Below are 26994 nucleotides of genomic sequence, written 5' to 3' on the forward strand. Positions count from 1 at the left end.
AGAACTAGGCCAGCGTGCCCTCGGCCGCTTGCTGCTCGAACAACGACCAGCCGCCCTGACCATCGACTTCCAGCCTGTGGGTGTGGAACGCGGCCAGTGTGCTGCGGTGGCCGACGCTCACCAGCAAGGTGTCGGGCATTTCGTTGCGCAGCAGTGAATAGAGCGCATGTTCGAGCCCTTCATCCATGGCCGAGGTGGACTCGTCGAGGAACACCACCTGCGGCCGGTTGAACAACAGCCGGGCGAAGGCCAGGCGCTGTTGCTCACCGACCGACAGGATGTGCGACCAGTCGCAACTGACATCCAGGCGCTCGGCCAGGTGGGCCAGGTTGACCTGGCGCAAGACCTGGCGCATGCGTGGGTCGTCCTCGGCAGCACCGGCCGCCGGGTAGGCGATAGCGGTGCGCAGGTCGCCCAGGGGCAGGTACGGGCGCTGGGAGAGGAACAGCGCACGGTTGCCCAGCGGCCGCGCGACCTGCCCCTCGGCATAAGGCCACAGGCCTGCCAGCGCTCGCAACAATGTGGTCTTGCCACTGCCGGAGGGCCCCTTGATCAATAGGGCCTGGCCGGCCTGCAGGCGCAGTTCGAGGTCGGCGATCAACGGGTGGCCATCGGGGCGCAGTACCTGCAGGCCACGGATATCCAGCGCCTGGGCCTGGTCTTCGGTGATCACCCGCGGCAACGCGCCGGCCTGCTGGTTGGCGTCGATGAAGCCGGTCAGACGGTCCAGGGTGGCGCGGTACTGGGCGAAGGTGTCATAGGACTCACGGAAGAACGACAGCGAATCCTGCACCTGGCCGAACGCCTGGGACGTCTGCATGACATCACCGAGCTTGATCGCGCCGCTGAAGAAGCGTGGCGCCTGCAGGATGAACGGGAACACCACCGCGACCTGGCTGATCCCCAGGTTGAAACCGTTGAACTTCAGGCTCCGGTAGACCAGCGCCCAGACGTTGACGATCAACGCGCCGAAGCGCCCCAACAGCGTGCCCCGCTCCACCTGGGCCCCTTGGTAGAAGGCGATGTTCTCGGCATTCTCGCGCAGGCGCATCAGGGCATAACGGAAGTTGGCGGTGAGTTTTTCGTTGAGGAAGTTCAGGCGGATCAACGGGCGCCCGAGGCGGAAGGCGATCCAAGTCGCGACGATGACATAGAGGTATACGGCAAACACCATCGCCCGGGGAATCTCCATGCCCGCCAGCGTCAACGGTGCGGAGAGCCCCCACAAAATGGCGGTGAAGGCCACCAGGGAAACCAGCGCGCTGACCGCCCCCAGGGCCAGGGACACGGAACCGGTGACGAAGGCGTTGACGTCCAGTTCGATACGCTGGTCGGGGTTGTCCACCGGCTCAGCGAGAAAACGCCCGCGGTAGTAGGCATCGCCCTGCATCCAGTCAGCGGTCAGGCGTTCGGTCAGCCACACACGCCAGCGGATGCTGAAGGCCTGGGTCACGTAGTAGGTGAACAGCGAGCGCAACACATGGATGGTGGCTAATACGGCAAATACGCCCAGCAGGTACCAGAACGCCGTCTGATCGAGGGCTTGCAGGGCGCTGTAGAAACCGTTGTACCAGAACGAGAACAGCACGTTCAGGCGCACTGAAAACAGCGTCAGCACCAGCAACAGCGCGAACACCAGCAAGGGGCGCCAGCTGCGTCTGAAGTTGAAATAGGCGCCGGCGAGCTGCCAGAACTGCCGCCCCCAACGGGTGAAACGCACCGCCAGGGCGCCAGCGGCGGCAAAGCCGGCCAGGGTGAAGAGAGAGGCGATTGCGAGCCAGCTCAGGCTCTCCTGCAGGGCCTGGTGCCAGTTCATGTCCATGGTGACTTCCATACGAATGCGGGTTGTCTGGCGAGCGTAGCATTGCCCCCGGATTCGTCAGGCATATATGACGGACTTTTCATCTTTTGCGGCCAGGCCCAATCGCCGGCAAGCCGGCTCCCACAGGATGGCCGCCTTGCACAGTCCCCGGTGGGAGCCGGCTTGCCGGCGATTGGGCCGCCCCGCGCTAGGCCAGCGCCTCGCGCACCAGCGGATGCAGCTCGGCCTGCGGGTTGGCCTGCGACCACTCCCCCAGCTGCCGACGCATGGCCGGCGTCCAGAAGCTCTGGATATGCTGCCTCACCCCCTCCACCGCCAGCGCCCGGTCGGGCTCGCTGACGAAGTACTGGGCGATCTGGTTGGCCATCTTGACCAGGCTTTCATGACCACTGCTCATCGGCGCACCTCGGCTTTCTCGGCTTGGCGGCGTTCCTTGAGCAGCCGCTGCTGTTCATCGCTGAAGGCCTGGTAGCGCTTCTGCCATTCGGACGGCTGGAACACCCGCACCACTTCCACCGCCGTGACTTTGTACTCAGGGCAGTTGGTGGCCCAGTCGGAGTTGTCGGTGGTGATCACGTTGGCCCCGGACTCGGGGAAGTGGAACGTGGTGTAAACCACGCCCGGCGCCACCCGATTGCTGACCTTCGCGCGCAGCACCGTCTGCCCTGCCCGGCTGCCCACACCGACCCAGTCGCCATCGCTGATGCCACGGCTCTCGGCGTCGGTCGGGTGGATCTCCAGGCGGTCCTGGGCGTGCCAGGCGACGTTCTCGGTGCGACGGGTCTGAGCGCCGACGTTGTACTGGCTGAGGATACGCCCGGTGGTCAGCAACAGCGGGAAGCGGTTGTTGACCTTCTCGTCGGTCGGCACGTAGCCGGTCAACATGAAGCGGCCCTTGCCCCGCACGAACTGGTCGATGTGCATGGTCGGCGTGCCGTCCGGCGCCTCGTCGTTGCACGGCCATTGCAGGCTGCCGTGGCGGTCGATCTCGGCGTAGCTGACCCGGTGGAAGGTCGGGGTCAGGCGCGCGATCTCGTCCATGATTTCCGAGGGGTGACGGTAGTCCATCTTGTAGCCCAGCGCATTGGCCAGGGCCACGGTGGCTTCCCAGTCGCCCTTGCCGGCCAGCGGCTCCATGACCTTGCGGACCCGCGAGATGCGGCGCTCGGCGTTGGTGAAGGTCCCATCCTTCTCGAGGAACGAGCTGCCCGGCAGGAACACGTGGGCGAACTTGGCCGTCTCGTTGAGGAAGATGTCCTGCACCACCACGCACTCCATGGCCATCAGGGCGGCGGTGACGTGCTGGGTGTTGGGGTCGCTCTGGGCGATATCCTCGCCCTGGCAGTAGAGGGCCTTGAAGCTGCCGTCCAGGGCCGCCTCGAACATGTTGGGGATCCGCAGGCCCGGGTCAGGCTGCAGGGTCACGCCCCAGGCCTGTTCGAACTCGCTGCGCACGGTCTCGTTGGAGATGTGGCGGTAGCCCGGCAGCTCGTGGGGGAAGGAGCCCATGTCGCAGGAACCCTGGACGTTGTTCTGCCCACGCAGCGGGTTCACGCCCACGCCTTCGCGGCCGACGTTGCCGGTGGCCATGGCCAGGTTGGCGATGCCCATCACCGCGGTACTGCCCTGGCTGTGCTCGGTGACGCCCAGGCCGTAGTAGATCGCCGCGTTGCCGCCGGTGGCGTACAGGCGAGCCGCTTCGCGGATCTGTTCGGCAGGCACGCCGCAGACCGGGCCCAGCACTTCAGGTGCGTTTTCCGGCAGGCTGACGAAGTCGCGCCAACGGGCGAAGTCTGCCGCCTCGCAGCGGGCATCGACGAACGGCTGGTCGACCAGGCCTTCGGTGACGATCACGTGGGCCAGGGCGTTGAGCATGGCCACGTTGGTGCCCGGACGCAGCTGCAGGTGCAGCTCGGCGCGAGCGTGAGGCGAATCCACCAGGTCGATGCGTCGCGGGTCGATGACGATCAGCCGCGCGCCCTGGCGCAGGCGGCGCTTGAGCTGGGAGCCGAACACCGGGTGGGCGTCGGTGGGGTTGGCACCGATCACCAGCACCACGTCGGCCTGCATCACCGAATCGAAGCTCTGGGTACCGGCGGACTCGCCCAGGGTCTGCTTCAGGCCATAGCCGGTCGGCGAGTGACAGACGCGCGCGCAGGTATCGACGTTGTTGTTGCCAAAGGCAGCGCGTACCAGCTTCTGCACCAAGTAGGCTTCTTCGTTGGTGCAACGGCTGGAGGTGATGCCGCCGATGGAATCACGCCCATACTTGAGCTGGATGCGGCGGAACTCGCTGGCGGCGTAGTTGACCGCTTCGTCCCAGCTGACCTCCTGCCACGGGTCGTTGATGTGCTTGCGGATCATCGGCTTGGTGACGCGATCCGGGTGAGTGGCATAGCCCCAGGCGAAGCGGCCCTTGACGCAGGCGTGGCCGTGGTTGGCGCCGCCGTTCTTGTCCGGGACCATGCGCACCAGCTGGTCGCCCTTCATCTCAGCGCGGAACGAACAGCCCACGCCGCAATAGGCGCAGGTAGTAATCACGGCACGCTCGGGCTGGCCGAGCTGGATCAGGCTCTTCTCGCTCAGGGTCGCGGTCGGGCAGGCCTGCACGCAGGCGCCACAGGAGACGCATTCGGACTCCAGGAAGTTGTCACCGCCCGCTGCCGCCACGCGCGACTCGAAGCCACGGCCGGTGATGGTCAGCGCGAAGGTGCCCTGGATTTCCTCGCAGGCGCGTACGCAGCGGTTGCAGACGATGCACTTGCTCGGCTCGTAGTCGAAGTACGGGTTGGAGACGTCCTTCTGCTCGTCCAGGTGGTTGTCGCCGTCGTAGCCGTAGCGCACTTCGCGCAGGCCCACCTGGCCGGCGACGGTCTGCAGCTCGCAGTTGCCGTTGGCCGAGCAGGTCAGGCAGTCCAGCGGGTGGTCGGAAATGTACAGCTCCATCACGTTACGGCGCAGGTCGGCCAGGCGTGAGGTCTGGGTACGGACCACCATGCCCTCGGTGACCGGCGTGGTGCAGGATGCCGGGTAACCGCGCATGCCCTCGATTTCCACCACACACATACGGCAGGAGCCGAAGGCCTCCAGGCTGTCGGTGGCGCAGAGCTTGGGAATGGTGGTGCCCAGCAGCGCCGCGGCACGCATCACCGAAGTGCCGGCAGGCACGCTGATTTCACGGCCATCGATGACCAGGTTGACCTGCACGTCGCTTTCGCGGGCCGGTGTACCCAGGTCGATGTCGCTGGCGGGGTCGAAGAAATTGATCACTGGGCGACCTCCGTGGTGGTCAGACCGAAGTCGGCGGGGAAGTACTTGAGGGCGCTGGCCACCGGGTAGGAGGTCATCCCGCCCATGGCGCACAGCGAGCCGTACTGCATGGTGTCGCACAGGTCATGCAGCAGCAGGGCCTGGTTCTGGCGCTCGGTGACATCGGTGGCGGCGATCAGCCGGTCCACCACTTCCATGCCACGGGTCGAGCCGATCCGGCAGGGCGTGCACTTGCCGCAGGATTCTTCGGCGCAGAACTGCATGGCGAAGCGGGCCATGCTGGCCATGTTCAGGGTGTCGTCGGCGACGACCACGCCACCATGGCCGAGCATCGCGCCGATGGCAGCGAAGGCCTCGTAGTCCATCGGCGTGTCGAAGGCACTGGGCGGCACCCAGGCGCCCAACGGGCCGCCCACCTGCGCCGCCTTCAACGGCCGGCCACTGGCGGTACCACCGCCGTAGCCTTCCACCAGCTCGCGCAGGGTCAGGCCGAAGGCACGTTCCACCAGGCCGCCCTGGCGAATGTTGCCCGCCAGTTGGAACGGCATGGTGCCCAGCGAGCGGCCCATGCCGAAGTCGCGGTAGAACGCCGAGCCCTTGGCCATGATCACCGGCACCGACGCCAGGGTGAGCACGTTGTGCACCAGCGTCGGCAGGCCGAACAGACCCTCGAGCGCGGGCAGCGGCGGCTTGGCGCGGACGATGCCACGCTTGCCTTCGATGGACTCCAGCAGCGCGGTTTCCTCGCCGCAGATATAGGCACCGGCCCCGACCCGCACTTCCAGGTCGAAGGCCTTGCCGCTGCCGGCGACGTCATTGCCCAGGAAGCCCGCCGCACGGGCGATGTCGAATGCCTGGTTGAGCACGCGGATCGCATCCGGGTATTCGGAGCGCACGTAGATGTAGCCCATGGTCGCGCCCACGGCGAGACCGGCGATGGCCATGCCTTCGATCAGCAGGAAGGGGTCGCCTTCCATCAGCATGCGGTCGGCGAAGGTACCGGAGTCGCCTTCGTCGGCGTTGCACACCACGTACTTCTGCTCTGCACGGGCGTCACGCACGGTGCGCCACTTGATACCGGCCGGGAACGCCGCGCCGCCACGGCCACGCAGCCCGGAATCCAGCACGGCCGCGACCACCTCGGCGCCATCGAGCGCAACGGCCCGGGCCAGGCCCTCGAAGCCACCGTGGGCGCGGTAGTCGTCCAGCGACAGCGGCCGGGTGATGCCGGCACGGGCGAACAGCAGCCGCTGCTGGGTCTTCAGGTACGGGATTTCTTCAACCGGCCCCAGGGCCAGCGCATGCTTGGCAGGCTCACCGGCCAGCGCATCCAGCAGGCCAGGCACATCCTCGACGGCGACCGGGCCGAAGCCGTGGCGGCCATCGGCCTGCTCCACCTCGACCAACGGCTCCAGCCAGTACAGGCCACGGGAACTGGTGCGCTGGATGTCCAGCGGCAACTGCCGGCGTTCGGCCTCGCGGGCCAAGGCCTCGGCGACCTGGTCGGCACCGACGGCGCGGGCGATCGAATCGCAGGGAATGAACAGCTTCAGCATGCTTCGTCCTCCAGGCAGCCATTGACCAGGGAACGCAGGCGTTCAGGGGTGATGCGGGCGTGCAGCTGGCCGTCGAGCTCCAGGGCTGGCGAGCAGGCGCAGGCGCCCAGGCAGTACACCGGCCGCAGGCTGATCGCGCCGTCGGCGCTGGTGCCATGGTCGTCCAGCGCCAGCTGTTCGCGCAGTTGCGCGGCCAACGCCTCAGCGCCACGGCTCTGGCAGGACTCGGCCCGGCACAGGCGCAGGGTGTGGCGTGCCGGCGGCGTGGTATGGAAATCGTGGTAGAAGCTGATCACCCCGCGCACCTCGGCCTGGCTGAGGTTCAGAGCATGGGCGATGTCGGGAACGGCGCCGTCGGGCACATAGCCCGCGCCTTCCTGGATGGCGTGGAGGATCGGCAGCAAGGCACCGGGGGTGTCCTTGAAGCGTTCCAGCACGGTCTGGATCAATGGCAGGTGAAGCGTCTCATCAGGCATACAGCGGACCTCGGCATCACGGACCGACCTGCCTCCCTGGGCAGGCCGCCGGTGTCTTCTGCTGCGGCGCACCGCCCATGTCACGGTTGCATGGTTACGGACGCCCTCCGTGCCCATGGCCATGCGTCTGCGCGCACTGGTTCCCTAGGCATCCTTAAAGCATGGCAGTACTGGCGCTGGAGATTTGCACCCAAGCGACAGGGCTCATCCTGAAACCGACGCGGGGTGCTGGAAGGCTTTTTGCCTGGTGCTGTAGGGGCCAACTGTCTTTCGCTTCGACCGGACCAATCCATCAGCATGACTTTTCGCCGCCATGGCGAATGGATGATTCGCGATTCCAACGGCGGCGATGCTTCTGCTTTTTTTGGGAGGTGTTGGTATGAGGTGGGCGAACAGTCCATTTGCGATGGCGACGCATAATCACCTTTCCGCCCTTACGGCGGGTCACTTTTTGTCAAACGCGACAAAAAGTAACCAAAAAACGCTGGCTCCTGCATCCGGCCCCTGCGCTGCGCTCCGGGGTTCCCTCGCTCCAGCCTCGCTCCGGTGGGGCGCGGCGAAGGGCCATCCATGGCCCTGCGCCGCTTGCCAGGCATCCATGCCTGGCACCCACCTGCGCAAGGCTTCCACTCGGCCTCCTGACGTCGCGATTGGCGGCGCCTGGGCTATCGCGTAGCAAGAGCAAGAGCAAGAGCAAGAGCAAGAGCAAGAGCAAGAGCAAGAGCAAGAGCAATGACAGGAGCATACTGCTGTCATGAATCCTATGGACGATGACCCAGCCGTTCAGGATGGACTGCCGTGGGGAACGAGTGGCTAGCGCTGCCCCTGGGAGCGGGCTTGACCCAAATAGCCGACGCTCAATTCATCAGCCCGCAAGCCGCATCAGTCCCCGCAGGGTGCGAATCACCCCAGGGTCCTGCCCTTGCAGTACATCCGCCTGGATCCGCGCGATCACCGCCTTGAGCACATCCGTCTGGCTCATGTGGCTCTGCTGCTGCAACGTCAGAAAATCCTCGGCCACATGCGGGTTGACCTTCATCGACAACCGCCGGGTCGAACCGGAAGACGCCAGCCTGCGCCCCTGCAACTGCTCCGCCAACTCACACGCGAACACCTCATGAGCCGGCTGCAGGCCCTCTCCCTGGCAACCCTGGGCCAGCATCTGGAAGTAATGCCCGAGGAACAACTTGCGCAAATGGGCACCGGCGTCGCCGCTCACGACATGCATGGCCGCATCCAGGACATCCAGGTAAACCGCGGGCAACCGCGCTTCGATGGACTTGAGCTGCTGCTTGCGCGCCTCGCGTATCGCCGGCGTGGACTGCGGCGGAATGGCCACCACCGTGTCGCAGCCGGTGCAGACGCCCACCAGGATATCCCTGGCCTGCCCCTGGCCATCGCTGAACGGCACGTCGCGGCGCAGGTAACGGGTCTGGACCACCGCCTGGCAACGCTCGCAGAGCGCCGTACCGGTGTCGCCTTCGAAAAGGATCTTCATGATCTGGATACTCATCGATGTACGCTGATGAACCAGGTGTCTGGTTCGATGAAATAGAACTTGATGTACCAACCATGCCGCTTGAGCACATGCACATCGATATGCGCGACAGCATGGTGGGGGCTGCTGTGATGATGGGTGCCGTTGCATGCGCGAACGATGCCAGCCACCTCCTACACCGTCACCTCTCCTGTCGCAAGCAAGTTCTTGACCTCGATATCGCCCCGCGACACGTGCAGGTAGTCACCTGTTTCAAGCGCCGCGATCACATCGCGCTTGGCCTTCCTGAAGCCATTGTTCATAGCCTTCCTTGTAGATACGAAAATCATCGTACAAAAACATGACCGAATCCACCCGCTGGTGAACCGGAGCGACCGACGGTCATGCGAGCCTATACCGGCAAGCCGTCAGCACACCCTGGAAACTATGGCCTGATTGTCCGAGCAGCGGCGTCCAACACTGTTACTGGCGTTTGCCAGGTCACTTGACGTGTCCGGCCGATGTGGTCGCTGGGGTGGGGCGGTGATCGTAGGCATCTGGTTGGTAATCGGCCTGATGTCATCAGGGTGTTCTGGCCATGATCGCGCCTTTGTAGAAGGCTCTGGGTCATCGAAAATTTCGCGCGCTTCGTCGTCCCTGCTCCAGCGCTCCCAGGCGAAGCCCCTGCAATCTGGTAAACTACCGCCTCTTTTCCCTGACACTACCGTGCCGCGAGCGGCCATTACACATGCGCCCCGCCGGAATCGGTACGGAAACACCTAGCCAAATGCTCCCAGAATCAGCCACCAAGCCCGCCGCTGCACGTACTGAGCCCTCCCGCCGCTTCAGCGTTGCCCCCATGATGGACTGGACCGACCGTCACTGCCGGTTCTTCCTGCGCCTGCTCTCCAAGCACACCCTGCTCTACACCGAGATGGTCACCACCGGCGCGCTGCTGCACAACGATGCCCAGCGTTTCCTGCGCCATGACGTGTCCGAGCACCCGCTCGCCCTGCAATTGGGCGGCAGTGTGCCGGCGGAGCTGGCGGCCTGTGCGCGGCTGGCGGAGGAGGCAGGCTACGACGAGGTCAACCTCAATGTCGGCTGCCCCAGCGACCGGGTGCAGAACAACATGATCGGTGCCTGCCTGATGGGCCACCCGGCGCTGGTGGCCGATTGCGTCAAGGCCATGCGTGATGCGGTGGGCATTCCGGTCACGGTCAAGCACCGCATCGGCATCAATGGCCGCGACAGCTATGCCGAGCTGTGCGACTTCGTCGGCCAGGTGCGTGATGCCGGTTGCCGCAGCTTCACCGTGCATGCGCGCATCGCCATCCTCGAAGGCCTGTCGCCCAAGGAGAACCGCGAGATCCCGCCGCTGCGCTATGACGTGGCGGCGCAGTTGAAGGCCGACTTCCCGGACCTGGAGCTGGTGCTCAACGGCGGCATCAAGACGTTGGAGGAATGCCACGCGCACCTTGCGACCTTCGATGGCGTGATGCTGGGCCGCGAGGCGTACCACAACCCGTACCTGCTGGCCGAAGTGGACCAGCAGCTGTTCGGCAGCGATGCGCCGATCGTCAGCCGCAGCGACGCGATGGCGCAGCTGCGTCCCTATATCGTCGCGCACATGCAAAGCGGCGGCGCCATCCATCACATCACCCGCCACATCCTCGGGCTGGGCCAGGGCTTCCCGGGGGCGCGGCGCTTCCGCCAGCTGCTGTCGGCGGACATCCACAAGGCCCAGGACCCACTGGCCGTGCTCGACCAGGCCGCCGAGCTGCTGCAGGGCCGCTGACGGAACCCCGGGCGCGCTTTCGACTCGAACCTTCATTCCCTCGCCCGACCTGCCCCGCCGGCCCTTGAGTGGCCGTCGGGGCTCGGGTAATGTCGAGTCATTGCACAGGACAGAGCACGCCCATGACCTCCAAGCTGGAACAACTCAAGCAGTTCACCACCGTGGTCGCCGACACCGGGGACCTGGACGCCATCACCCGCCTCAAGCCGGTCGACGCCACCACCAACCCCTCGCTGCTGCTCAAGGCAGCGGCGATCCCGGGTTACGCGGACCTGCTCAAGCAGGTGAAGCGCGATGCCAAGGGCAATGTGGACCTGGCCTGCGACCAGTTCGCCGTGGCGGTGGGCTCGGGCATTCTCAAGGTCATCCCAGGGCGCATCTCCACTGAAGTGGATGCGCGCCTGTCGTTCGACGAACCTGCCCTGCTGGCCAAGGCCCGCCAGTTGATCGAGCTGTACGAAAAGGCCGGCGTTCCGCGTGATCGCGTGCTGATCAAGCTGGCCTCTACCTGGGAAGGCATCCGCGCCGCCGAGAAGCTGGAAAAGGAAGGCATCCAGACCAACCTGACTCTGCTGTTCTCCTTCGCCCAGGCCCAGGCTTGCGCCGACGCCGGGGTGTTCCTGATCTCGCCGTTCGTGGGCCGCATCTACGACTGGTACAAGAAGAGCACCGGCAGGGAATACGTCGGCGCCGAAGACCCGGGCGTGCAGTCGGTGACGCGCATCTACAACTACTACAAGGCCAATGGCTACGACACCGTGGTCATGGGCGCGAGCTTCCGCAACATCGGCCAGATCGAGCAATTGGCCGGCTGCGACCGCCTGACCATCAGCCCCGAACTGCTGCAACAGCTGAGCGACGACCAGGGCCAACTGCCCCGCGTACTCCAGCCGGGCAAGGCCGGTGAAGCCAAGCAGCACTTGAGCGAAAGCCAGTTCCGTTGGGCGATGAACGAGGATGCCATGGGCACCGAGAAGCTGGCCGAAGGTATTCGCCAGTTCGCCCGGGACCAGGAGAAGCTCGAAGCGTTGATGGCTGAAAAGGCCTGATACAAATCTGGCTTGCCCGGCGGGCGGGAAATGCCGAGCATTTTCCGCCCGTTTTCGTTGGGAGAGGCTGCTACCGCGCTTTCTCCATGACACGACCGACGCAATCGCGGGGCAAGCCCGCTCCTACAGGGCTGGCGCCAACCTTGTGGGAGCGGGCTTGCCCCGCGATTGGATAGAGCAGACACCACAGGATCAATGGCAATCGACGCTCCGCTCCCCCTCGTGCTCGCCGGCCCCGTACTGCGCCGCCTGGAACCCCAGCGCCTGGCCATCTGGCTGGTCGCCACGCAACCGCTTCGCCCTGAATTCGTCCTCGATTGCCCAAGCATCACGACCAACCTGCATTGCAAGGTGGTGCCGATCGGTACGCATGCGTTCGTGCACCTGCTGGACATCCGTTTCGACCAGCCGCTGCCGTGTAACCTGGCGATCGGATACGACCTGCTGCTGGGCGACGCCCAAGGCATCGCCAGCTGGGCGCCGCACCTGCTCTACCCAGGCCAGCAACGGCCGGATTTCGTGCTGCGCGAGCGCGTCGACCAGTTGCTTCACGGCTCCTGCCGCAAGCCCCATCACCCGGCTGCCGATGGCCTGCTCTGCGCCGACCGCTTGCTGGAACAGTGCCAGCAGCCCCAGGAGCGCCCCGCGCTGCTGCTGATGAGTGGCGACCAGGTGTATGCCGACGATGTTGCGGGGCCCATGTTGCGGGCCATCCACGGGCTCGTGGCGCGCCTGGGCCTGTTCCAGGAAACCCTTGAAGGCGCCCTGGTCAAAGACAGCGCCGAGCTGTATCGCCACCCGGCCTGCTACTACCACCGCGCCGACCTGCTACCCGCCCAGGAGAGCAACGAGACCTTGCGCGAACGCTTCTTCGGGGGCAAGCGCAAGCCGATCTTCTCCAGCAGCAACGCCGACAATCACCTGGTGACCTTCGCCGAAGTCATGGCCATGTACCTGCTGGTCTGGTCGCCAACACCCTGGCAGCTGGTGCGCCTGGACATGCCTGCGGGCCTCACCGACAAGCGCCAGGCCCGCTACCGCCAGGAGCTGCCGCTGATCGAAGCGTTTGCGGCGGACCTCGGCCAGGTGGCGCGGGTCATGGCCCACCTGCCGTGCCTGATGATCTTCGATGACCACGACATCACCGACGACTGGAACCTGTCGGCGCAATGGGAGGAAACCGCCTACGGCCACCCCTTCTCCCGCCGGATCATCGGCAATGCACTGCTGGGCTACCTGCTCTGCCAGGGCTGGGGCAACGACCCGGATAGCTGCCGGCCACTGGTCGAGCGCAGCAAGGCCCTGGGCGAACAGGCCCTGCAAGGGCACCTGGACCGCCCAGCCCAGGATGCACTGATCGACCAGCTACTGCGCTTCCAGGGCTGGCAGTTCAACCTGCCCAGCACCCCGCCGCTGCTGGTGCTCGACACGCGCACCCGCCGTTGGCGCAGTGAGAGCAGCCTGAAGAAACCCTCCGGCCTGCTGGATTGGGAAGCCCTGAGCGAACTGCAGCAGGCGCTGCTCGATCACCCATCGGCGATCATCGTGTCCCCGGCGCCGATCTTCGGCGTGAAGCTGATCGAGACGGTACAGCGCGTGTTCAGCTGGCTGGGCCACCCGCTGCTGGTGGATGCCGAGAACTGGATGGCCCACCGGGGGGCGGCCCAGGTGATCCTCAACATCTTCCGCCACTCGCGCACGCCAGGGCATTACGTGATCCTTTCGGGTGATGTGCATTACTCGTTCGTCTATGAAGTGCTGATCCGTCATCGCCAGCGCAGCCCGCACCTCTGGCAGATCACCAGCAGCGGTATCAAGAACCAGTTCCCCAAGCGCCTGCTGGACGTACTCGACCGCCTGAACCGCTGGCTCTACGCGCCCCGCTCGCCGCTCAACTGGTTCACCAAGCGCCGGCAAATGGAGGTGGTGCCGCGCACGCCCAGCCGCAGCCAGGCGGGGGAACGGCTGTGGAATGGTGCAGGGCTGGGGCAGGTGTGGTTCGATGAGCAGGGGCGGCCAGCGCGGGTGTTTCAGTTGAGCGCCGATGGGGATGAGGCGACGGAGTTTACGCGGCCAACGTAACTGCGGCTGGTGGGTTTTGTACGGCCTTTACTGACCGCTTCGCGGTTAAACCCGCCCCCACAGGGATAGCCTGGTCCTGGTCCCGTCCGCCTTAAGCGTGTATGGCTCCCGTGGGAGCGGGTTTACCCGCGCAAGCGTCGGGACAGGCACGGATCAGGTCCGCTCCAGGGCATTCACCAAGTCATGGAACGCCTCGCGGTTGGAGTCGTTCAGGCCCATGAGGATCTTGTGTGCCTCAAGCACCTTCGAGCGCACCACATCCTCGTTCTGGTCCTGGGACGGCAGGTCGGTCAGGCACTCCGGGCACGGCACCGGGCGGTCGACGATGTTGAACACCTGGTCGAAGCCCATCGATTGCAGCAACCGGGAAATGTCCGGGTTGGTGGTGACCACGGTCGGCAACAGCCCGACCTTCTGCCGGGACAGGATGGATAGCTTGGCCAGCAGGCCAAGGGTGGTGCTGTCGATGCTCTCGGTCTCGGTCAGGTCGATGACGATGGCCGAGAAGTTCAGCGCAGTGAAGATCTTTTCGATCGTCGCATCCAGCGCCGAGCACAGGGTCAGGCGCACTTCACCGACAAACTTCAGGACGAAGGTCCCGCTCTGCTCGGCGAACTGGATTCTACCGGTACTCATTCAAGGTTCCTGCTCAACACCAATAGGGCGATATCATCCGGCATCTCCCCAAGCGTAGCCAATTCGAATCGTTGGCGCAGCCCGTCCAGGCTGCCCCCTGCGTCCTTGACGATTTCCGGCAAGGTCGCTTCCTTATCTTTGAGTGTATCCCCTGGCAAAAGGTCCAGAATGCCATCGGACATCAGGCTCAGGCTGAAGCTCGGCGGCAGCTCCAGCACCTGGTCCTGGTAGCTGGCCTCCTCGAACAGCCCCACCGGCAGGCCACGGCCCTCCAGGTAGCGAGCCTGACCAGGGGTATAGAGCACCGGCAGCGGCAAATGGCCGCCGACGCTGTAGGTCATCAACCCGGTGTCCTCGTCGATCACCCCGCCGACCATGGTCACATGCTTGCCCAGCTTGCAGTTGATCAGCCCACGGTTGATGTGGCTGAGCACCTGCGAGGGCTTGAACTCGCGCATCCTGTTGCTGCGCTTGAATTCGAACAACAGCCGGGTGGTCATGAACTTGAGCAGCACCGTGACGAACGCCGACGAGGCGCCATGGCCGGACACGTCCGCCAGGTAGAAGGCGATACGCCGCTCATCCACGCGGAAGTAGTCGGCAAAATCGCCCGACAGGTAGAGCGACGGGATGATCTGGTGCTCGAACGACAGGTCACCGGCCACCCACGGGCTTTCCGGCAGCATGTTCATCTGCACTTGGCGACCGGCGTTCTGGTCCTCCTGCAGCAGGTGCAGGCTGGCTTCCAGCTCACGGTTGGCCGCCTCGAGCTTGTCCCGGTAGCGCTGGTTCTCGAGCACCAGGCGCGAGCGGTCGAGGGCGCGACGCACCGAATGCTCGAGCACGGCGAGGTCTTCCAGGGGCTTGATCAGGTAGTCGGCGGCGCCCAGGCGCAAGGCCTCGACCGCATCGTTCATGACACCCGCGCCGGAGACCACGATCACCGGCAGTTGCGGCGCGCGCTCGCTCACCCGACGGATCAGTTCGAGGCCGCCCATTTGCGGCATGCGCAAATCGCAGATCACGAGGTCGGGCTGGTGTTCTTCGAAGACCTGGAGCCCCTGCTGGCCATTGCCGGCCTGGAGGACGCTGAAGCCACTGTCTTCCAGATAGGCGGCGAGGCTGGCACGGACCACGTCGTCGTCATCGATGATCAGCAGCGTTGCACTGGTTTTCTGCATGTGGGCGAACGGCGCCGGATTGGGTTGGTGTAGCGGCGTCGGCAAGGTGGCCGCGGCGCTACTGGAATACTGTGTGGCATCACTCTACTTGAGTTGTAGGACAAGAAAACAAGCCCGGCAACTTGCAGAGGTACCCTGTAAGGCGCAGACGGTACTCCCATCCGCCAGGCGTTTCAAGCATGCAAGGGTCGAGTTGCCTGCACCGTTATAAGGCAAATGACCGGAAGTTATAAGAAAGCGACCTGGTGCGATCCGAATGGATGGAAGCCAGGCGTGAACAGCACCGCCTGTGGCCCTCGGAGGGCTCGGAATTGGCGCCGTCCTGTGGGTGCGGGCTCATCTCGCAATGGGCTGCATAGCAGCCCATCACGACGAATTTCCTGACTGAATGGCCATGAACCACCATCAGGCTGCGCTGCGACTCTACAATCAGAAGTCGTCTTCGACTTCGCCATCCTTGACGCGGAACTCACGGTTCTGCAGGTAGGCATTACGAATGAAGACGTACTTGTCGCCGCTGATCAGCTTCTCTGCCGACAACAGGTCGGCCCGGGTGTCGATCACGTCCAGGGCGAAGATCGAGTTGCGCGTCGGCACGTGGTCGATGTAGCGGTAAGGCCGGGTATAGGTGTCCGGGTACTTGGCCAGGCCATCGCGCACGGTACTTGGGCCAAGGAACGGAATGACCACGTACGGGCCGCTGCCCACGCCCCAGTAGCCCAGGGTCTGGCCGAAGTCCTCGTCGTTGCGCTGCAGCCCCATCTTGGTGCCGACATCGAAGAAGCCACCCAGGCCGAAGGTGGTGTTGACGATCAGGCGCGCGGTATCGACGCCGGCGGCGTGCGGCTTGAGCTGCAGCACATCGTTCACCAGGTTGGTGACATCGCCCAGGTTGCGGAAGATGTTGTGGATGCCATCTTCGAGGAACTGCGGGGTGACCGCCTGGTAGCCCTTGGCCAACGGCTTGAGGGCATAGGTGTCGAGGGTATCGTTGAACTTGAAGATCGGTCGGTTGACCGCCTCCCAGGGATCCTCCTCGGTGGCCGCCTGGGTGGCTGCCACAGGCGCCAGCAACAAGCTGGCGCAGACACAGGCCTGGGTGACTCGCTCGATCACACCGGCACCGATCCTACGCATAGATGTTTCTCCATCGGATTTCACGGCCGCAACGCCCCGCTGGGCGCTGCGTAACTAAGACGCCAGTATAAATGCTGATTGGCTGATAAACAGCCTTACACATTTTTATTCAAGATTATGTGAACAACTGTTGCAGTGTCATCCCGCGGTAACACAGCCGACCTAGCCTGCGGGCTATTTCAGGGACGTTGCCAATGCTCGATGCATCCGACTTCACCGCCGTGCTCTTCGGGCTGCGTGGTTGCCTGGTCCAACCCGTGGGCGCCGCCGCCCAGCCCTTGCCGGGTGCCCTCGACACCCTGTCCAACCTGCAGCGCCAGCGCGTGCCCTGTATCTGGCTCGACGACGTAAGCCCAAGCCAGGGCAAGCGCCTGGCCGCCGTGCTGCCAGACTGGCTGCCCGGGCATCTGGTCAACGGCTGCCCCTTGCCGGCACCGAATGCCTGCTGGCAGGCGCTGATGGCTCTGCGAAGCGAACGCCTGGAGGGCTGCGTGCTGGTCAGCGGCCAACCACGCCTGTTGCAAGCGGGCCTCAACGCCGGGTTGTGGACGGTCGGCCTGGCTGGCAGCAACCCTGAGTGCGACCCCAGCTCCAGCCAGTGGCAGGCCATGACCGAGCAGGAACGGGAACTGGCGCGTGGCAAGGCGACCCTGGCATTGTTCGGCCTGGGCGTACACTCGGTGATCGACCACCTGGAGGCCCTGGACACCTGCCTTGCCGATATCGCCCTGCGCCGGCGCAAGGGTGAAAAACCCTGATACGGCCTAGTTGACGCGGATCATGCAAAGCGCCCGCCGGTGGATTACGCTTGAAGACAGGCCAGAACCTTTGCCCCGTTGCGAAGGTCCATGCCTTGCCAAGCCATAGAGGGAGAACACCCAATGCCTGCCCGCGAACTGCAAGAGCAACTCGAGAGCCTGCGCGAGCAACTGGAACGCAACCCGCCGCTCTCGCTGGAAGAGCGCGAGCATCTGCATGCACTGATGCAGCAGATCGAAGCCCAGATCAAACTAGAGGAAGCCACCCAGGACACCAACCTGGTCGATGGTGTCAACTCGGCCGTCGAGCGCTTCGAAGCAGACCACCCCGACCTGACCGCCATCCTGCGCAACATCGCCAACAGCCTGCACAGCATGGGGATCTGACCCTTCATCTGTCCTGGGGCCGCACAGCGGCCCCCCGCTTACTGACGAACCAGCCGCTGGTTGCCTGGGCTGATCGCCCCGGTGCTGCGGTACGGGTTGATGTCCAGGCCGCCACGGCGCACATAGCGTGCATATACGGTCAAATGCTCAGGCTTGAGCAGGCGCAGCAGGTCCAGGTAGATGCGCTCGACGCACTGCTCATGGAAGTCGGCATGCTGGCGGAAGCTCACCAGGTAGCTCAGCAGGCTGGCATGATCCAGAGCCAGGCCCTTGTATTGCACCACCACGCTTCCCCAGTCCGGCTGGCCGGTCACCGGGCAGTTGGACTTGAGCAAGTGGCTGTGAACGGTTTCCTCGACCACACGCTGCGCGTCGCAGTGCAGCAGCTCCGGCTGGGGCTGTTCGTAATTGCTGATGCTTACATCCAGGACATCGATGCACTGGCCAGGCAGGGCTACCACGCCCTGGGCCTCGACTTCACCCAGGCTGCGAACCCGAACGCCCACCGGCTTGCCGGCAGCGGCGGACAAGTCCTTCTCCAGGCAGGCCTGCAGCTCGCCGACCGAGGCAAACGTCGTCTGGTTCAGCGAATTGAGGTACAGCTTGAACGACTTGGACTCGATGATGTTCGGCGAGTCGGCCGGGATGGCAAATTCGCCAATGGCCACCACCGGCTTGCCCGAAGGCAGCAGCCAGGACAGCTCGAAGCAGTTCCAGTAGTCCACGCCCTGCCAGGGCAAGGTCTGGGCCGTGACACCCAGCTCGGCCCATTTGGCCGTACGCGGGATGGGGAACAGCAGCGAAGGGGTGTAGGTGGCGATGTACTCGCTGGACTTACCCAGCGGGGAATGTTCGGCGGCGGGATGCATGGACCTGACCTGGATACGGAAGTTTCGAATGGCCCTAGTCTACCGTTTTTAACGCCTGCCTTGGCACTGGCGTCGCCCGGTGCCCCCCACCAGGCGACCAAGCGCGGCTGGCCGCTGGCTGACAGCCGCATTACAACGCCGTCAGCTTCGCCCGGCAGGCCCTGGGTCACGTATCATTTGCCCGGTACTCACTGCCCTCACCTTCCAGCACAAGGGACACCATGAAACTGCTGATCGTCGAAGACCAGGCCAAGACCGGCCAGTACCTGTGCCAGGGCCTGAGCGAAGCGGGCTTCGCCACGGAGCTGGCCAGCGATGGGGACACCGGCCAGCACCTGGCCCTGAGCGGCGACCATGACCTGTTGATCCTCGATGTGATGCTGCCGGGACGCAATGGCTGGCAGATCCTCCAGGCCGTCCGCCAGGCCGGCCTGGATACGCCAGTACTGTTCCTCACCGCACGCGATGCCGTCGAAGATCGGGTGCACGGCCTGGAACTGGGCGCCGACGACTACCTGGTCAAGCCTTTCGCCTTCTCCGAGCTGCTGGCGCGGGTCCGCACCCTGTTGCGCCGCGGCACCAGCCCCAACCAGGACACCACACTGGGCCTGGCCGACCTGCGCCTGGACCTGATCCGCCGCCGCGCCGACCGCGACGGGCAGCGTATCGACCTGACCGCCAAGGAGTTCGCCCTGCTCGAACTGCTGCTGCGTCGCCAGGGCGAGGTGCTGCCCAAATCGCTGATCGCCTCGCAGGTATGGGACATGAATTTCGACAGCGACACCAATGTCATCGAAGTGGCGATCCGTCGCCTGCGCCTGAAGATCGACGACGGCCATGCCAACAAGCTGATCCACACCGTGCGTGGCATGGGCTACGTGCTCGAGGAGCGTCAGGATTGATGCGTCGCTTGTCCCTTGGCGGGCGCCTGGCCCTACTGTTCGCTGCCTGCACCGCAGCCGTTTCGCTGAGCGCCGGGCTGCTGTTCAGCCGGGCCAGCGAACGGCACTTCATCGAGCTGGACCAGCAATTGCTCGGCAGCCGCCTGTCGCTGATGCGCGCGCTGCTCGACGGCGTGGCCAGTCCCGACGCGCTGGCGCAACGGCTGCCGGCGCTGCGCAACGAGCTGAGCCACCAGGCCGACCTGGCCCTGCGCATTCGTGGCGCCGATGGCGTGGTGTGGTACGACAGCCGCACCGACCTACCCGAGGCGCCCCGCCATTCGGGCCTGGCGACCCTGCATGCCGACGGCATCGACTACCGCAGCCTTTCGACCCGCCTGGACGAGCAAAACCCAAGCGCAGGGCAACTGACCCTGTTCCTCGACATCACCCATCACCAGCATTTTTTGCAGGGCATGCAGCGCCTGATCTGGCTGACAGTCGGCCTGTCGGCCCTGGCCACCGCCCTGCTCGGTGCCTGGGCTGCGCGCCGTGGGCTACGCCCCTTGCGGCAGATGGGCGAAGTGGCCGCCAGCGTCAACGCACGCTCCCTCACCACCCGCCTGCCGGTGGCGCAGATGCCCGAGGAGCTGGCGGAGCTGGCCGACACGGTCAATGCCATGCTGCAGCGACTGGACGATGCCTTCCAGCGCCTCTCGGCGTTTTCCGCCGACATCGCCCACGAACTGCGCACGCCCCTGTCCAACCTGCTGACCCATACCCAGGTCACCCTCACCCGCCCACGCAGCCTCGAGGAGTACCGCGAAGCGCTGCACGGCAACCTGGAAGAGCTGCAATGGATGGCGCAACTGGTCAACGACATGCTGTACCTGGCCAAGGCCGACCATGGCCTGCTCATGCCCAACCGCGAGGCCCTGGACCTGGCCCAGGAGCTGGATGCACTGCTTGAGTACTATGCGCCCTTGGCCGAGGACGCCGAGGTGCAGTTGCTGCGTGAAGGCCAGGCGAGGCTCGAAGGCGACCGGCACATGCTGCGCCGAGCGCTGTCCAACCTGCTGGACAACGCGCTGCGCTTCACGCCAAACGGCGGGGAGATTCGTGTGACGCTGGTGCCCGGCACACAGATCACCGTCGCCAATACGGGCCCTGCGATCGCACCGGCCATGCTGCCGCGCCTGTTCGACCGCTTCTACCGCGCCGACCCCGCGCGCCGGGAAGGCAGCAGCGAGCATGCGGGGCTGGGCCTGGCGATCACCCGTTCGATCATCCAGGCGCATGGTGGAACCATTCGCGCCGAGTGCGTGGAAGGTTGGACGCGGTTTGTCATCGAGCTACCCGAATAGAGGCCTCTGCGCGCCCCATCGCCGGCAAGCCGGCTCCCACCTGCCCTGCGCTGTTTTCAAAGACACCATCGTACCTGTGGGAAGCTGGCGGAGCCTGCGATGGGCCGCAAAGCGGCCCTGGAACGTCACTCGTAACGCAACGCCATCGCCGGCTCCACCTGGGACGCCCGATACGCCGGGTAGATCGTCGCCAGGAAGCTCATCACCAGCCCCGCCGTGCAGATGATCGCCACGTCGCCCCACTGCAGCTCCGACGGCAGGCTGCTGATGAAGTACACGTCGGAGGTGAAGATATGCTGCCCGCTGACCCGCTCCAGCCAGCCGACGATCTGGCTGACATTGAACGCAGCGACCACGCCCAGCACACCGCCGACCAGGGTGCCGACGATACCGATCAAGGAACCCTGGACCATGAAGGTCCCCATGATCTGCGCCGGCGTGGCGCCGATGGTGCGCAGGATGGCGATGTCCGAACCCTTGTCGTTCACCACCATCACCAGGGTGGCGATGATGTTGAAGGCCGCCACGGCGATGATCATCATCAGCAGCAGGCCGATCATGGTCTTTTCCATCTTCATGGCACTGAACAGGCTGCCCTGGGTGTGGGACCAGTCATCGGCACGGTAGGCATCGCCCAGGCCTGCGGCGATCGCCTTGGACACCTGCGGCGCGGCATACAGGTCGTGCAGCTTCAGGCGCACGCCCTGCACACTGCCCGGCGCCCAACGCTGCATCTCACCGGCATCGGCCACGTGTATATAGGCCTGCGAACCATCCAGCTCGGCCCCCACCTTGAAGATGCCGACCACGGTCAGGCGCTGCATGCGCGGTGTGATGCCACCTGGCGCCTTGCTGATCTCAGGAACGATCAGGGTCAGCTTGTCACCGGTATTGAGGCGGAAACGCCGGGCCGTCAGCTCGCCGATCACCACGCCATACTCGCCCGGCACCAGGTCCTGCAACCGCCCCTGGACGATATGCTGGCCGACGATGGAGACATTGCCTTCCTCGGCCGGGTCGATACCGCTGACCTGGATCGGCTGCATGGCGCCCTTATAGGACAGCATGCCTTCCATTTCGGTCAGCGGCGCGGCGGCCATCACGGCTGGGTTCTTCAGCGCGCTATCGGCGACCTTGCGCCAGTCATCCAGCGGCTGCACGCCAAGGATGCTGGCATGGGGCACCAGGCCGAGGATGCGCGAGCTCATTTCGCGCTGGAATCCGTTCATCACCGAGAGCACCACGATCATCGCCAGCACGCCCAGGGACAGGCCGATCATCGAGGTCATGGAGATGAACGAGATGAAATGGTTACGGCGCTTGGCACGGGTGTAGCGGGCACCGATGAACAAGGGCAAGGGTCTGAACATGTACGAGAACACCCAATGAAAAAGAGTTACGCAGCGGCTCCTGCCGCCGCGTGCGAGCGGCTCAGATCGGCACCAGGTGGCCGTCTTCCAGGCGCAGGACCCGGTCCATCTGGCGTGCCAGGTTGAGGTCGTGGGTCACCACCAGGAAGGCTGTCTGGGACGAGCTGGACAACTCCTGCATCAACTCCTGGATACCCTGGGCGGTATGGTGGTCTAGGTTGCCGGTGGGCTCGTCGAGCATCACCAAACCCGGGCGATTGACCAGGGCACGGGCGATCGCCACGCGCTGGCGCTCACCGCCGGACAGCTCGGCCGGCTTGTGGTTCAGGCGATGGCCCAGGCCCACCCGCTTGAGCAGCGCCTCGGCACGCTCGCGGGCCTCCGGGATCGGCGTACGGCCGATCAGCAGCGGCATGCAGGCGTTCTCAAGGGCAGTGAACTCCGGCAGCAGGTGATGGAACTGGTACACGAAGCCCAAGGCGCGGTTGCGCAGCAGGCCACGGGCCCGCTCGCCGAGGGCCGACAGCTCCTCGCCGGCCAGCCACACACTGCCCTGGGTCGGCGTGTCGAGGCCGCCCAACAGGTTGAGCAAGGTGCTCTTGCCGGAGCCGGAGCTGCCGACGATGGCCACCCGCTCACCGGCGTGCAGCTCCAGGTTCAAGCCCGACAACACCTGCACAGACTCCGGGCCTTCCTCGTAGGACTTGCCCAGGTTGCGGCAACTCAATACGGCTTTATCACTCATGCGCGACTCACTCATAACGTAGCGCCTCTGCAGGCTGGGTGCGGGCCGCACGCCAGGCCGGGTACAGGGTGGCGAAGAAACTCAGGACCAGCGCCGCACCACAGACCATGTACACGTCCTGGGCCTGGATCTGCGACGGCAGGTAATCGATGAAATACACATCGGCATTCAGGAACTTGTGCCCGATCAGTTTCTCGATGCCGGCGATCACCGCACTGACATTGAGCGCCGCGAAGATCCCGACCACGGCGCCGATCAGGGTACCGACCACGCCGATCACCGTGCCCTGGACCATGAAGATGGCCATGATCTGCGCCGGGGTAGCGCCCAGGGTACGCAGGATGGCGATGTCGCCCCGCTTGTCGTTGACCACCATCACCAGGGTGGAAATGATGTTGAACGCCGCCACCGCCACGATCAGCAGCAGCAGCAGGCCGATCATGGCCTTCTCCATGCGGATCGCCTGGTACAGGTTGCCGTGGGTGCGGGTCCAGTCGCGGGCATAGAATTCCTGCTCGCCCAGGTTCTGGGCGATGTTCCAGGCCACCCGCGGGGCCTGGAACAGGTCATCGAACTTCAGCCGCAGGCCCTGGACCTGGTCGGCCTTCCAGCGGTGCAAGCGCGAGAGGTCGTTGATGTTGGTCAGGCCCAGGTAGCCGTCGATCTCACCGGCACCGACATGGAAGGTGCCGACCACGGTGAAGCGCTTCATGCGCGGGAACATGCCGGCCGGGGTCACGCTGACCTCCGGGGCGACGAAGGTCAGCTTGTCGCCGATGCCCACGCCCAGCTTGGCCGCGGCCTTGTCGCCGATCATGATGCCCCACTCGCCCGGCGCCAGCTTGTCGAGGCTGCCGTCGCGGATGAAGTTGTCGATGATCGACACCTCGCGCTCGCGCGCAGGGTCGATGCCGTTGAGCAGTACCTTCTGCACCTTGCCGTCATGGGTCAGCAACCCCTGCATTTGGGTGAAGGGCGCCACCGCAAGCACTTGAGGATTCTGCTTTACTTGTTGGGCGAGGGCCGGCCAGTCGTCCAGCGGCTGGCCGCTTTCCAGCGTGGCGTGAGGGATCATGCCCAGCACGCGGGTACGCATCTCGTGGTCGAAACCGTTCATGACCGACAGCACCACGATCATCACCACCACGCCAAGGGCGAGGCCGATCATCGAAGTCAGCGAAATGAACGAGACGAAGTGGTTGCGACGCTTGGCACGGGTATAACGCGTACCGATGAATACGAAAAGAGGTCTGAACATGTCGGGGCTTGTTCGGATGAAAGGGAACGTCCTTGTGGCAGGGCGCCTGCAGCGGCTTTACACTCGGACCACCGCCGTAACCATGGGTTCGCCATGACGACACTAGACGAAGAAGATCGCCGCGAATACTACCGCATCGAAGACAGTATCGCACTTGAAATCAGCCCCCTGGGCGCGGCCGAAGCCCTGGAAACAGACCTGTTGCAAGATGCTTCACCGCTGTTCAACCTGCTCAGCGAACTGCACCTTGCCGACTTCGAATCCCAGCACCTGATGCGCCAGCTCAGCGAAAAGGACCGCACCCTGGCGGCATTCCTGCGGGTGCAGAACAAACGCCTCGACCTGCTCAGCGCGGTGATGGCCCAAGCCCTGCTGGGCGAAATCGGGCAGCCGCAGCCGGTCATTCTCTCCGAAGGCGGCATCGAGTTCGCCCAGGCGACCCCGCTCGCCACCGGTACCCGCGTGGCCGTGAAGATGGTGCTGATGCCCCGCGCCCTGGGCCTGCTGCTGCGTGCCCGGGTCACCCACTGCGACCGGCGCCCGGACGGCCATTACGAGGTCGGCAGCGAATTCATCGACATGACCGACGCCCAGCGCCAGTTACTGGCCCGCTACATCCTGCAGCGCCAGCAACAACAGCGGCGCCAGGCGCTGGAACAGAACGCCCCCGCCTCCTGAGCCTATCCACTCTGATTTGAAGGAACGAACGTGACCCTGATCTATGGCCATCGCGGCGCCAAGGGCGAAGCACCCGAAAACACCCTGACCAGCTTCCGTCAGTGCCTGTCCCACGGCGTCAATCGCTGCGAGCTGGACCTGCACCTGTCAGCCGACAACGAGCTGATGGTGATCCACGACCCCAGCCTCAAGCGCACTACCGGTCGACGCGGCAAGGTGGTCGAGCACACCGCCGCCGAGCTGGTCACCTACGATGCGCGCAAAGGCGGCCCGGGCTGGGTGCAGCCCTGCCCTGTCCCGCGGCTGGAGGAACTGTTCGAGAAATGTGCCTTCGAGCACTGGCAACTGGAGGTCAAGAGTGCCTCGCGCACCCGCGCCGCCAGTACCGTATTGGCCATTCGCGAGCTGGCTCAGCAATACGGCCTGCTCGACAAGGTAACCATCACCTCGAGCTCCCGCGAAGTGCTCGGCGCCGCACTGGAGCTGGTACCGGACGTGTCCCGCGGGCTGGTGGCCGAATACGCCTGGCTCGACCCGTTGAAGGTCGCCCAGAACTACAGCTGTGACATGCTGGCCTTGAACTGGACACTGTGCACCCCCGAGCGCCTGCTCAAGGCCCAGCGCCAGGGGTTGCACGTATCGGTGTGGACGGTCAACGAACCGGCGCTGATGCGCCGGCTCGCCGACTTTGGCGTAGACAGCCTGATTACAGACTTTCCCGGTTTGGCCATGACCACCCTTGGGAAGGGCTGAACCCGGACTCCCCGACCGGCTCAGGCCACCGGCCGGAGCCGCTCAAAAAAGCCGGTTCAGGCCGTCGTAGGCCGCTACCCGATAGGCTTCGGCCATGGTCGGGTAGTTGAAAGTGGTGTTGACGAAGTACTTCAGGTTGTTCTGTTCACCTGGCTGGTTCATGATCGCCTGGCCGATGTGAACGATCTCCGAGGCCTGGTAGCCGAAGCAGTGCACGCCGAGGATCTCCAGGGTCTCGCGGTGGAACAGGATCTTCAGCATGCCCTGGGGCTCGCCGGCGATCTGCGCGCGGGCCATGCTCTTGAAGAAGGCCTTGCCCACTTCGTACGGCACCTTGGCCTGGGTCAGCTCCTGCTCGTTCTTGCCGATCGAGCTGATTTCCGGAATGGTGTAGATACCGGTCGGCACGTCATCGACGAAACGCCAGCTGCCATTGTCGACGATGCTGCCAGCGGCCGAACGGCCCTGGTCGTGGGCGGCGCTGGCCAGGCTCGGCCAGCCGATCACGTCACCGGCACCATAGATGTTCGGTACGCTGGTGCGGTAGGCCTGGTCGACCTCGATCTGGCCACGGCTGTTGACCTTGATGCCGATGTTCTCCAGGCCCAGCTTGTCGGTGTTGCCGGTACGGCCGTTGCACCATAGCAAGGCGTCGGCCTTGATCTTCTTGCCCGACTTCAGGTGCAGGATCACCCCGTTGTCCAAACCTTCGACCCGGTCGTACTCCTCGTTGTGGCGTACGGTGATGTTGTTGTTGCTGAAGTGGTAGCTCAGCGCCTGGGAGATTTCCGAATCCAGGAAGCTCAACAGCTGGCCACGGTTGTCCACCAGCTCCACCAGCACGCCCAGGCCGCTGAAGATCGATGCGTATTCGCAGCCGATCACCCCGGCACCGTAGACGATCAGCTTGCGCGGGGTGTGGCTCAGGCTGAGGATGGTGTCGCTGTCGTAGACGCGCGGGTGGTGGAAGTCGATATCGGCCGGGCGGTATGGGCGCGAACCGGTGGCGATAATGATGTGCTTGGCCACCAGGGTCTCGACCACGCCATTGGAGCAGACCACTTCGATGGTCTGCTCGTCAGCGAAGCTGCCGGTGCCGACGAACACATCGACGCGGTTGCGCGCATAGTAGCCGGTACGCGAGGCCACCTGCTTGGAGATCACCTTCTCGGCGCTCTTGAGCACATCGGGGAAGGAGAACCAGCGCGGCTCGCCGATGGCGCGGAACATCGGGTTGGTGTTGAACTGCATGATCTGCCGCACCGAGTGACGCAGTGCCTTGGACGGAATGGTGCCCAGGTGGGTGCAGTTGCCGCCGACCTGGCGACGGCTGTCGACCATCGCCACCTTGCGCCCTGCTTTGGCGGCATTCATTGCCGCACCTTCTCCGGCCGGGCCGGAACCCAGCACCACTACGTCGTAGTTGTAGACAGCCATGCGTACTCCT

The 26994-nt window shown here is 64.7% G+C and carries 24 protein-coding genes; 10 read left to right on the plus strand and 14 right to left on the minus strand.

Annotated features, from left to right (window positions below):
* Positions 1-4 precede the first annotated feature (4 nt).
* The 6 genes from ACNFCI_RS07765 to ACNFCI_RS07790 all read right to left on the minus strand — a co-directional run bounded on the left by ACNFCI_RS07765 (position 5) and on the right by ACNFCI_RS07790 (position 8622).
* Positions 5-1822, minus strand: coding sequence for an ABC transporter ATP-binding protein/permease (locus ACNFCI_RS07765; RefSeq protein WP_416767766.1), 1818 nt, complete (start codon positions 1820-1822; stop codon positions 5-7).
* Positions 1823-2009: 187 nt separating this feature from the next.
* Positions 2010-2219 carry a formate dehydrogenase subunit delta gene (locus ACNFCI_RS07770; RefSeq protein ID WP_084858110.1) on the minus strand — a complete coding sequence of 70 codons (210 nt, stop codon included), beginning with the start codon at positions 2217-2219 and terminating at the stop codon, positions 2010-2012.
* Positions 2216-5092: a formate dehydrogenase subunit alpha gene (gene fdhF / locus ACNFCI_RS07775; RefSeq protein ID WP_084858111.1), complete on the minus strand. Its 2877-nt coding sequence runs from the start codon at positions 5090-5092 to the stop codon at positions 2216-2218. Before fdhF ends, ACNFCI_RS07770 begins: the two co-directional genes overlap by 4 nt.
* Positions 5089-6648, minus strand: a complete 1560-nt coding sequence (locus ACNFCI_RS07780; protein WP_084858112.1) for a formate dehydrogenase beta subunit — start codon at positions 6646-6648, stop codon at positions 5089-5091. The genes fdhF and ACNFCI_RS07780 overlap by 4 nt, the downstream gene beginning before the upstream one ends.
* On the minus strand, positions 6642-7124 hold the full coding sequence (locus ACNFCI_RS07785; RefSeq protein WP_084858113.1) for a formate dehydrogenase subunit gamma: 483 nt from the start codon (positions 7122-7124) through the stop codon (positions 6642-6644). Before ACNFCI_RS07785 ends, ACNFCI_RS07780 begins: the two co-directional genes overlap by 7 nt.
* Before the next feature lie 865 nt (positions 7125-7989).
* The gene (locus tag ACNFCI_RS07790) at positions 7990-8622 is read right to left on the minus strand and encodes a hypothetical protein (protein WP_416767769.1); all 633 of its coding nucleotides are present in this window, start codon (positions 8620-8622) and stop codon (positions 7990-7992) included.
* 17 nt (positions 8623-8639) lie between these two features.
* Between ACNFCI_RS07790 and ACNFCI_RS07795 the strand changes: the two genes are divergently transcribed.
* The 4 genes from ACNFCI_RS07795 (at position 8640) to ACNFCI_RS07810 (ending at position 13530) form a co-directional block, all read left to right on the plus strand.
* Positions 8640-8966 (plus strand): hypothetical protein, encoded by a 327-nt coding sequence (locus ACNFCI_RS07795; protein ID WP_172403037.1) that lies wholly within the window; start codon positions 8640-8642, stop codon positions 8964-8966.
* A 422-nt stretch (positions 8967-9388) separates the two neighbouring features.
* A complete protein-coding gene (dusA, locus tag ACNFCI_RS07800) occupies positions 9389-10399 on the plus strand; it encodes a tRNA dihydrouridine(20/20a) synthase DusA (protein ID WP_368829507.1) in 1011 nt (336 codons plus the stop codon).
* Positions 10400-10521: 122 nt separating this feature from the next.
* A complete protein-coding gene (gene tal / locus ACNFCI_RS07805; RefSeq protein ID WP_084858164.1) occupies positions 10522-11448 on the plus strand; it encodes a transaldolase in 927 nt (308 codons plus the stop codon).
* Positions 11449-11643: 195 nt separating this feature from the next.
* Positions 11644-13530 (plus strand): alkaline phosphatase D family protein, encoded by a 1887-nt coding sequence (locus ACNFCI_RS07810; protein ID WP_416767771.1) that lies wholly within the window; start codon positions 11644-11646, stop codon positions 13528-13530.
* A 153-nt stretch (positions 13531-13683) separates the two neighbouring features.
* Here the strand turns inward: ACNFCI_RS07810 and rssC are convergent, their stop codons facing one another.
* The 3 genes from rssC to ACNFCI_RS07825 all read right to left on the minus strand — a co-directional run bounded on the left by rssC (position 13684) and on the right by ACNFCI_RS07825 (position 16484).
* Positions 13684-14166, minus strand: a complete 483-nt coding sequence (gene rssC, locus ACNFCI_RS07815) for an anti-sigma factor antagonist RssC (protein ID WP_016394629.1) — start codon at positions 14164-14166, stop codon at positions 13684-13686.
* Positions 14163-15347: a two-component system response regulator RssB gene (rssB, locus tag ACNFCI_RS07820; protein ID WP_084858166.1), complete on the minus strand. Its 1185-nt coding sequence runs from the start codon at positions 15345-15347 to the stop codon at positions 14163-14165. Before rssB ends, rssC begins: the two co-directional genes overlap by 4 nt.
* A gap of 429 nt (positions 15348-15776) precedes the next feature.
* On the minus strand, positions 15777-16484 hold the full coding sequence (locus ACNFCI_RS07825; RefSeq protein WP_084858167.1) for a VacJ family lipoprotein: 708 nt from the start codon (positions 16482-16484) through the stop codon (positions 15777-15779).
* A gap of 194 nt (positions 16485-16678) precedes the next feature.
* On the opposite strand from ACNFCI_RS07825, the gene ACNFCI_RS07830 reads away from it, so the two are divergent.
* Both ACNFCI_RS07830 and ACNFCI_RS07835 read left to right on the plus strand, forming a co-directional pair.
* Positions 16679-17242 carry a phosphonoacetaldehyde phosphonohydrolase-related protein gene (locus ACNFCI_RS07830; protein ID WP_084858168.1) on the plus strand — a complete coding sequence of 188 codons (564 nt, stop codon included), beginning with the start codon at positions 16679-16681 and terminating at the stop codon, positions 17240-17242.
* Positions 17243-17365: 123 nt separating this feature from the next.
* Positions 17366-17629, plus strand: coding sequence for a DUF4404 family protein (locus ACNFCI_RS07835; RefSeq protein WP_084858169.1), 264 nt, complete (start codon positions 17366-17368; stop codon positions 17627-17629).
* 38 nt (positions 17630-17667) lie between these two features.
* Here the strand turns inward: ACNFCI_RS07835 and queF are convergent, their stop codons facing one another.
* Complete coding sequence (gene queF, locus ACNFCI_RS07840) at positions 17668-18498, minus strand: NADPH-dependent 7-cyano-7-deazaguanine reductase QueF (protein ID WP_084858170.1); 831 nt, start codon at positions 18496-18498, stop codon at positions 17668-17670.
* Between the two features lie 221 nt (positions 18499-18719).
* Between queF and ACNFCI_RS07845 the strand changes: the two genes are divergently transcribed.
* Complete coding sequence (locus tag ACNFCI_RS07845; RefSeq protein ID WP_084858171.1) at positions 18720-19400, plus strand: heavy metal response regulator transcription factor; 681 nt, start codon at positions 18720-18722, stop codon at positions 19398-19400.
* On the plus strand, positions 19397-20743 hold the full coding sequence (locus ACNFCI_RS07850) for a heavy metal sensor histidine kinase (RefSeq protein ID WP_084858172.1): 1347 nt from the start codon (positions 19397-19399) through the stop codon (positions 20741-20743). Before ACNFCI_RS07845 ends, ACNFCI_RS07850 begins: the two co-directional genes overlap by 4 nt.
* 125 nt (positions 20744-20868) lie before the next feature.
* Here the strand turns inward: ACNFCI_RS07850 and ACNFCI_RS07855 are convergent, their stop codons facing one another.
* From ACNFCI_RS07855 to ACNFCI_RS07865, 3 genes are all read right to left on the minus strand, one after another.
* Complete coding sequence (locus ACNFCI_RS07855) at positions 20869-22113, minus strand: lipoprotein-releasing ABC transporter permease subunit (protein ID WP_084858195.1); 1245 nt, start codon at positions 22111-22113, stop codon at positions 20869-20871.
* Positions 22114-22174: 61 nt separating this feature from the next.
* Positions 22175-22858 carry a lipoprotein-releasing ABC transporter ATP-binding protein LolD gene (gene lolD / locus ACNFCI_RS07860; RefSeq protein WP_172403038.1) on the minus strand — a complete coding sequence of 228 codons (684 nt, stop codon included), beginning with the start codon at positions 22856-22858 and terminating at the stop codon, positions 22175-22177.
* A gap of 7 nt (positions 22859-22865) precedes the next feature.
* The gene (locus tag ACNFCI_RS07865) at positions 22866-24116 is read right to left on the minus strand and encodes a lipoprotein-releasing ABC transporter permease subunit (protein WP_084858174.1); all 1251 of its coding nucleotides are present in this window, start codon (positions 24114-24116) and stop codon (positions 22866-22868) included.
* 93 nt (positions 24117-24209) lie between these two features.
* Between ACNFCI_RS07865 and ACNFCI_RS07870 the strand changes: the two genes are divergently transcribed.
* Positions 24210-24794, plus strand: coding sequence for a PilZ domain-containing protein (locus ACNFCI_RS07870; protein ID WP_084858175.1), 585 nt, complete (start codon positions 24210-24212; stop codon positions 24792-24794).
* A 30-nt stretch (positions 24795-24824) separates the two neighbouring features.
* The gene (locus tag ACNFCI_RS07875) at positions 24825-25547 is read left to right on the plus strand and encodes a glycerophosphodiester phosphodiesterase (protein ID WP_084858176.1); all 723 of its coding nucleotides are present in this window, start codon (positions 24825-24827) and stop codon (positions 25545-25547) included.
* 42 nt (positions 25548-25589) lie between these two features.
* Here ACNFCI_RS07875 and sthA read toward each other — a convergent pair whose 3' ends face one another.
* Positions 25590-26984, minus strand: coding sequence for a Si-specific NAD(P)(+) transhydrogenase (gene sthA, locus ACNFCI_RS07880; protein ID WP_084858177.1), 1395 nt, complete (start codon positions 26982-26984; stop codon positions 25590-25592).
* Between the last annotated feature and the right edge of the window lie 10 nt (positions 26985-26994).

This window comes from Pseudomonas sp. NY15356, from assembly GCF_048068175.1.
Taxonomy (GTDB): domain Bacteria; phylum Pseudomonadota; class Gammaproteobacteria; order Pseudomonadales; family Pseudomonadaceae; genus Aquipseudomonas; species Aquipseudomonas putida_K.

Coding starts and splice junctions, on each gene's coding strand:
- ACNFCI_RS07765 (WP_416767766.1), bottom strand. CDS start 1,822: ATGGACATGAACTGGCACCAGGCCCTGCAGGAGAGCCTGAGCTGGCTC.
- ACNFCI_RS07770 (WP_084858110.1), bottom strand. CDS start 2,219: ATGAGCAGTGGTCATGAAAGCCTGGTCAAGATGGCCAACCAGATCGCC.
- ACNFCI_RS07780 (WP_084858112.1), bottom strand. CDS start 6,648: ATGCTGAAGCTGTTCATTCCCTGCGATTCGATCGCCCGCGCCGTCGGT.
- ACNFCI_RS07785 (WP_084858113.1), bottom strand. CDS start 7,124: ATGCCTGATGAGACGCTTCACCTGCCATTGATCCAGACCGTGCTGGAA.
- ACNFCI_RS07790 (WP_416767769.1), bottom strand. CDS start 8,622: ATGAAGATCCTTTTCGAAGGCGACACCGGTACGGCGCTCTGCGAGCGT.
- ACNFCI_RS07795 (WP_172403037.1), top strand. CDS start 8,640: ATGTACGCTGATGAACCAGGTGTCTGGTTCGATGAAATAGAACTTGAT.
- dusA (WP_368829507.1), top strand. CDS start 9,389: ATGCTCCCAGAATCAGCCACCAAGCCCGCCGCTGCACGTACTGAGCCC.
- tal (WP_084858164.1), top strand. CDS start 10,522: ATGACCTCCAAGCTGGAACAACTCAAGCAGTTCACCACCGTGGTCGCC.
- ACNFCI_RS07810 (WP_416767771.1), top strand. CDS start 11,644: ATGGCAATCGACGCTCCGCTCCCCCTCGTGCTCGCCGGCCCCGTACTG.
- rssC (WP_016394629.1), bottom strand. CDS start 14,166: ATGAGTACCGGTAGAATCCAGTTCGCCGAGCAGAGCGGGACCTTCGTC.
- rssB (WP_084858166.1), bottom strand. CDS start 15,347: ATGCAGAAAACCAGTGCAACGCTGCTGATCATCGATGACGACGACGTG.
- ACNFCI_RS07825 (WP_084858167.1), bottom strand. CDS start 16,484: ATGCGTAGGATCGGTGCCGGTGTGATCGAGCGAGTCACCCAGGCCTGT.
- ACNFCI_RS07830 (WP_084858168.1), top strand. CDS start 16,679: ATGCTCGATGCATCCGACTTCACCGCCGTGCTCTTCGGGCTGCGTGGT.
- ACNFCI_RS07835 (WP_084858169.1), top strand. CDS start 17,366: ATGCCTGCCCGCGAACTGCAAGAGCAACTCGAGAGCCTGCGCGAGCAA.
- queF (WP_084858170.1), bottom strand. CDS start 18,498: ATGCATCCCGCCGCCGAACATTCCCCGCTGGGTAAGTCCAGCGAGTAC.
- ACNFCI_RS07845 (WP_084858171.1), top strand. CDS start 18,720: ATGAAACTGCTGATCGTCGAAGACCAGGCCAAGACCGGCCAGTACCTG.
- ACNFCI_RS07855 (WP_084858195.1), bottom strand. CDS start 22,113: ATGTTCAGACCCTTGCCCTTGTTCATCGGTGCCCGCTACACCCGTGCC.
- lolD (WP_172403038.1), bottom strand. CDS start 22,858: ATGAGTGATAAAGCCGTATTGAGTTGCCGCAACCTGGGCAAGTCCTAC.
- ACNFCI_RS07865 (WP_084858174.1), bottom strand. CDS start 24,116: ATGTTCAGACCTCTTTTCGTATTCATCGGTACGCGTTATACCCGTGCC.
- ACNFCI_RS07870 (WP_084858175.1), top strand. CDS start 24,210: ATGACGACACTAGACGAAGAAGATCGCCGCGAATACTACCGCATCGAA.
- sthA (WP_084858177.1), bottom strand. CDS start 26,984: ATGGCTGTCTACAACTACGACGTAGTGGTGCTGGGTTCCGGCCCGGCC.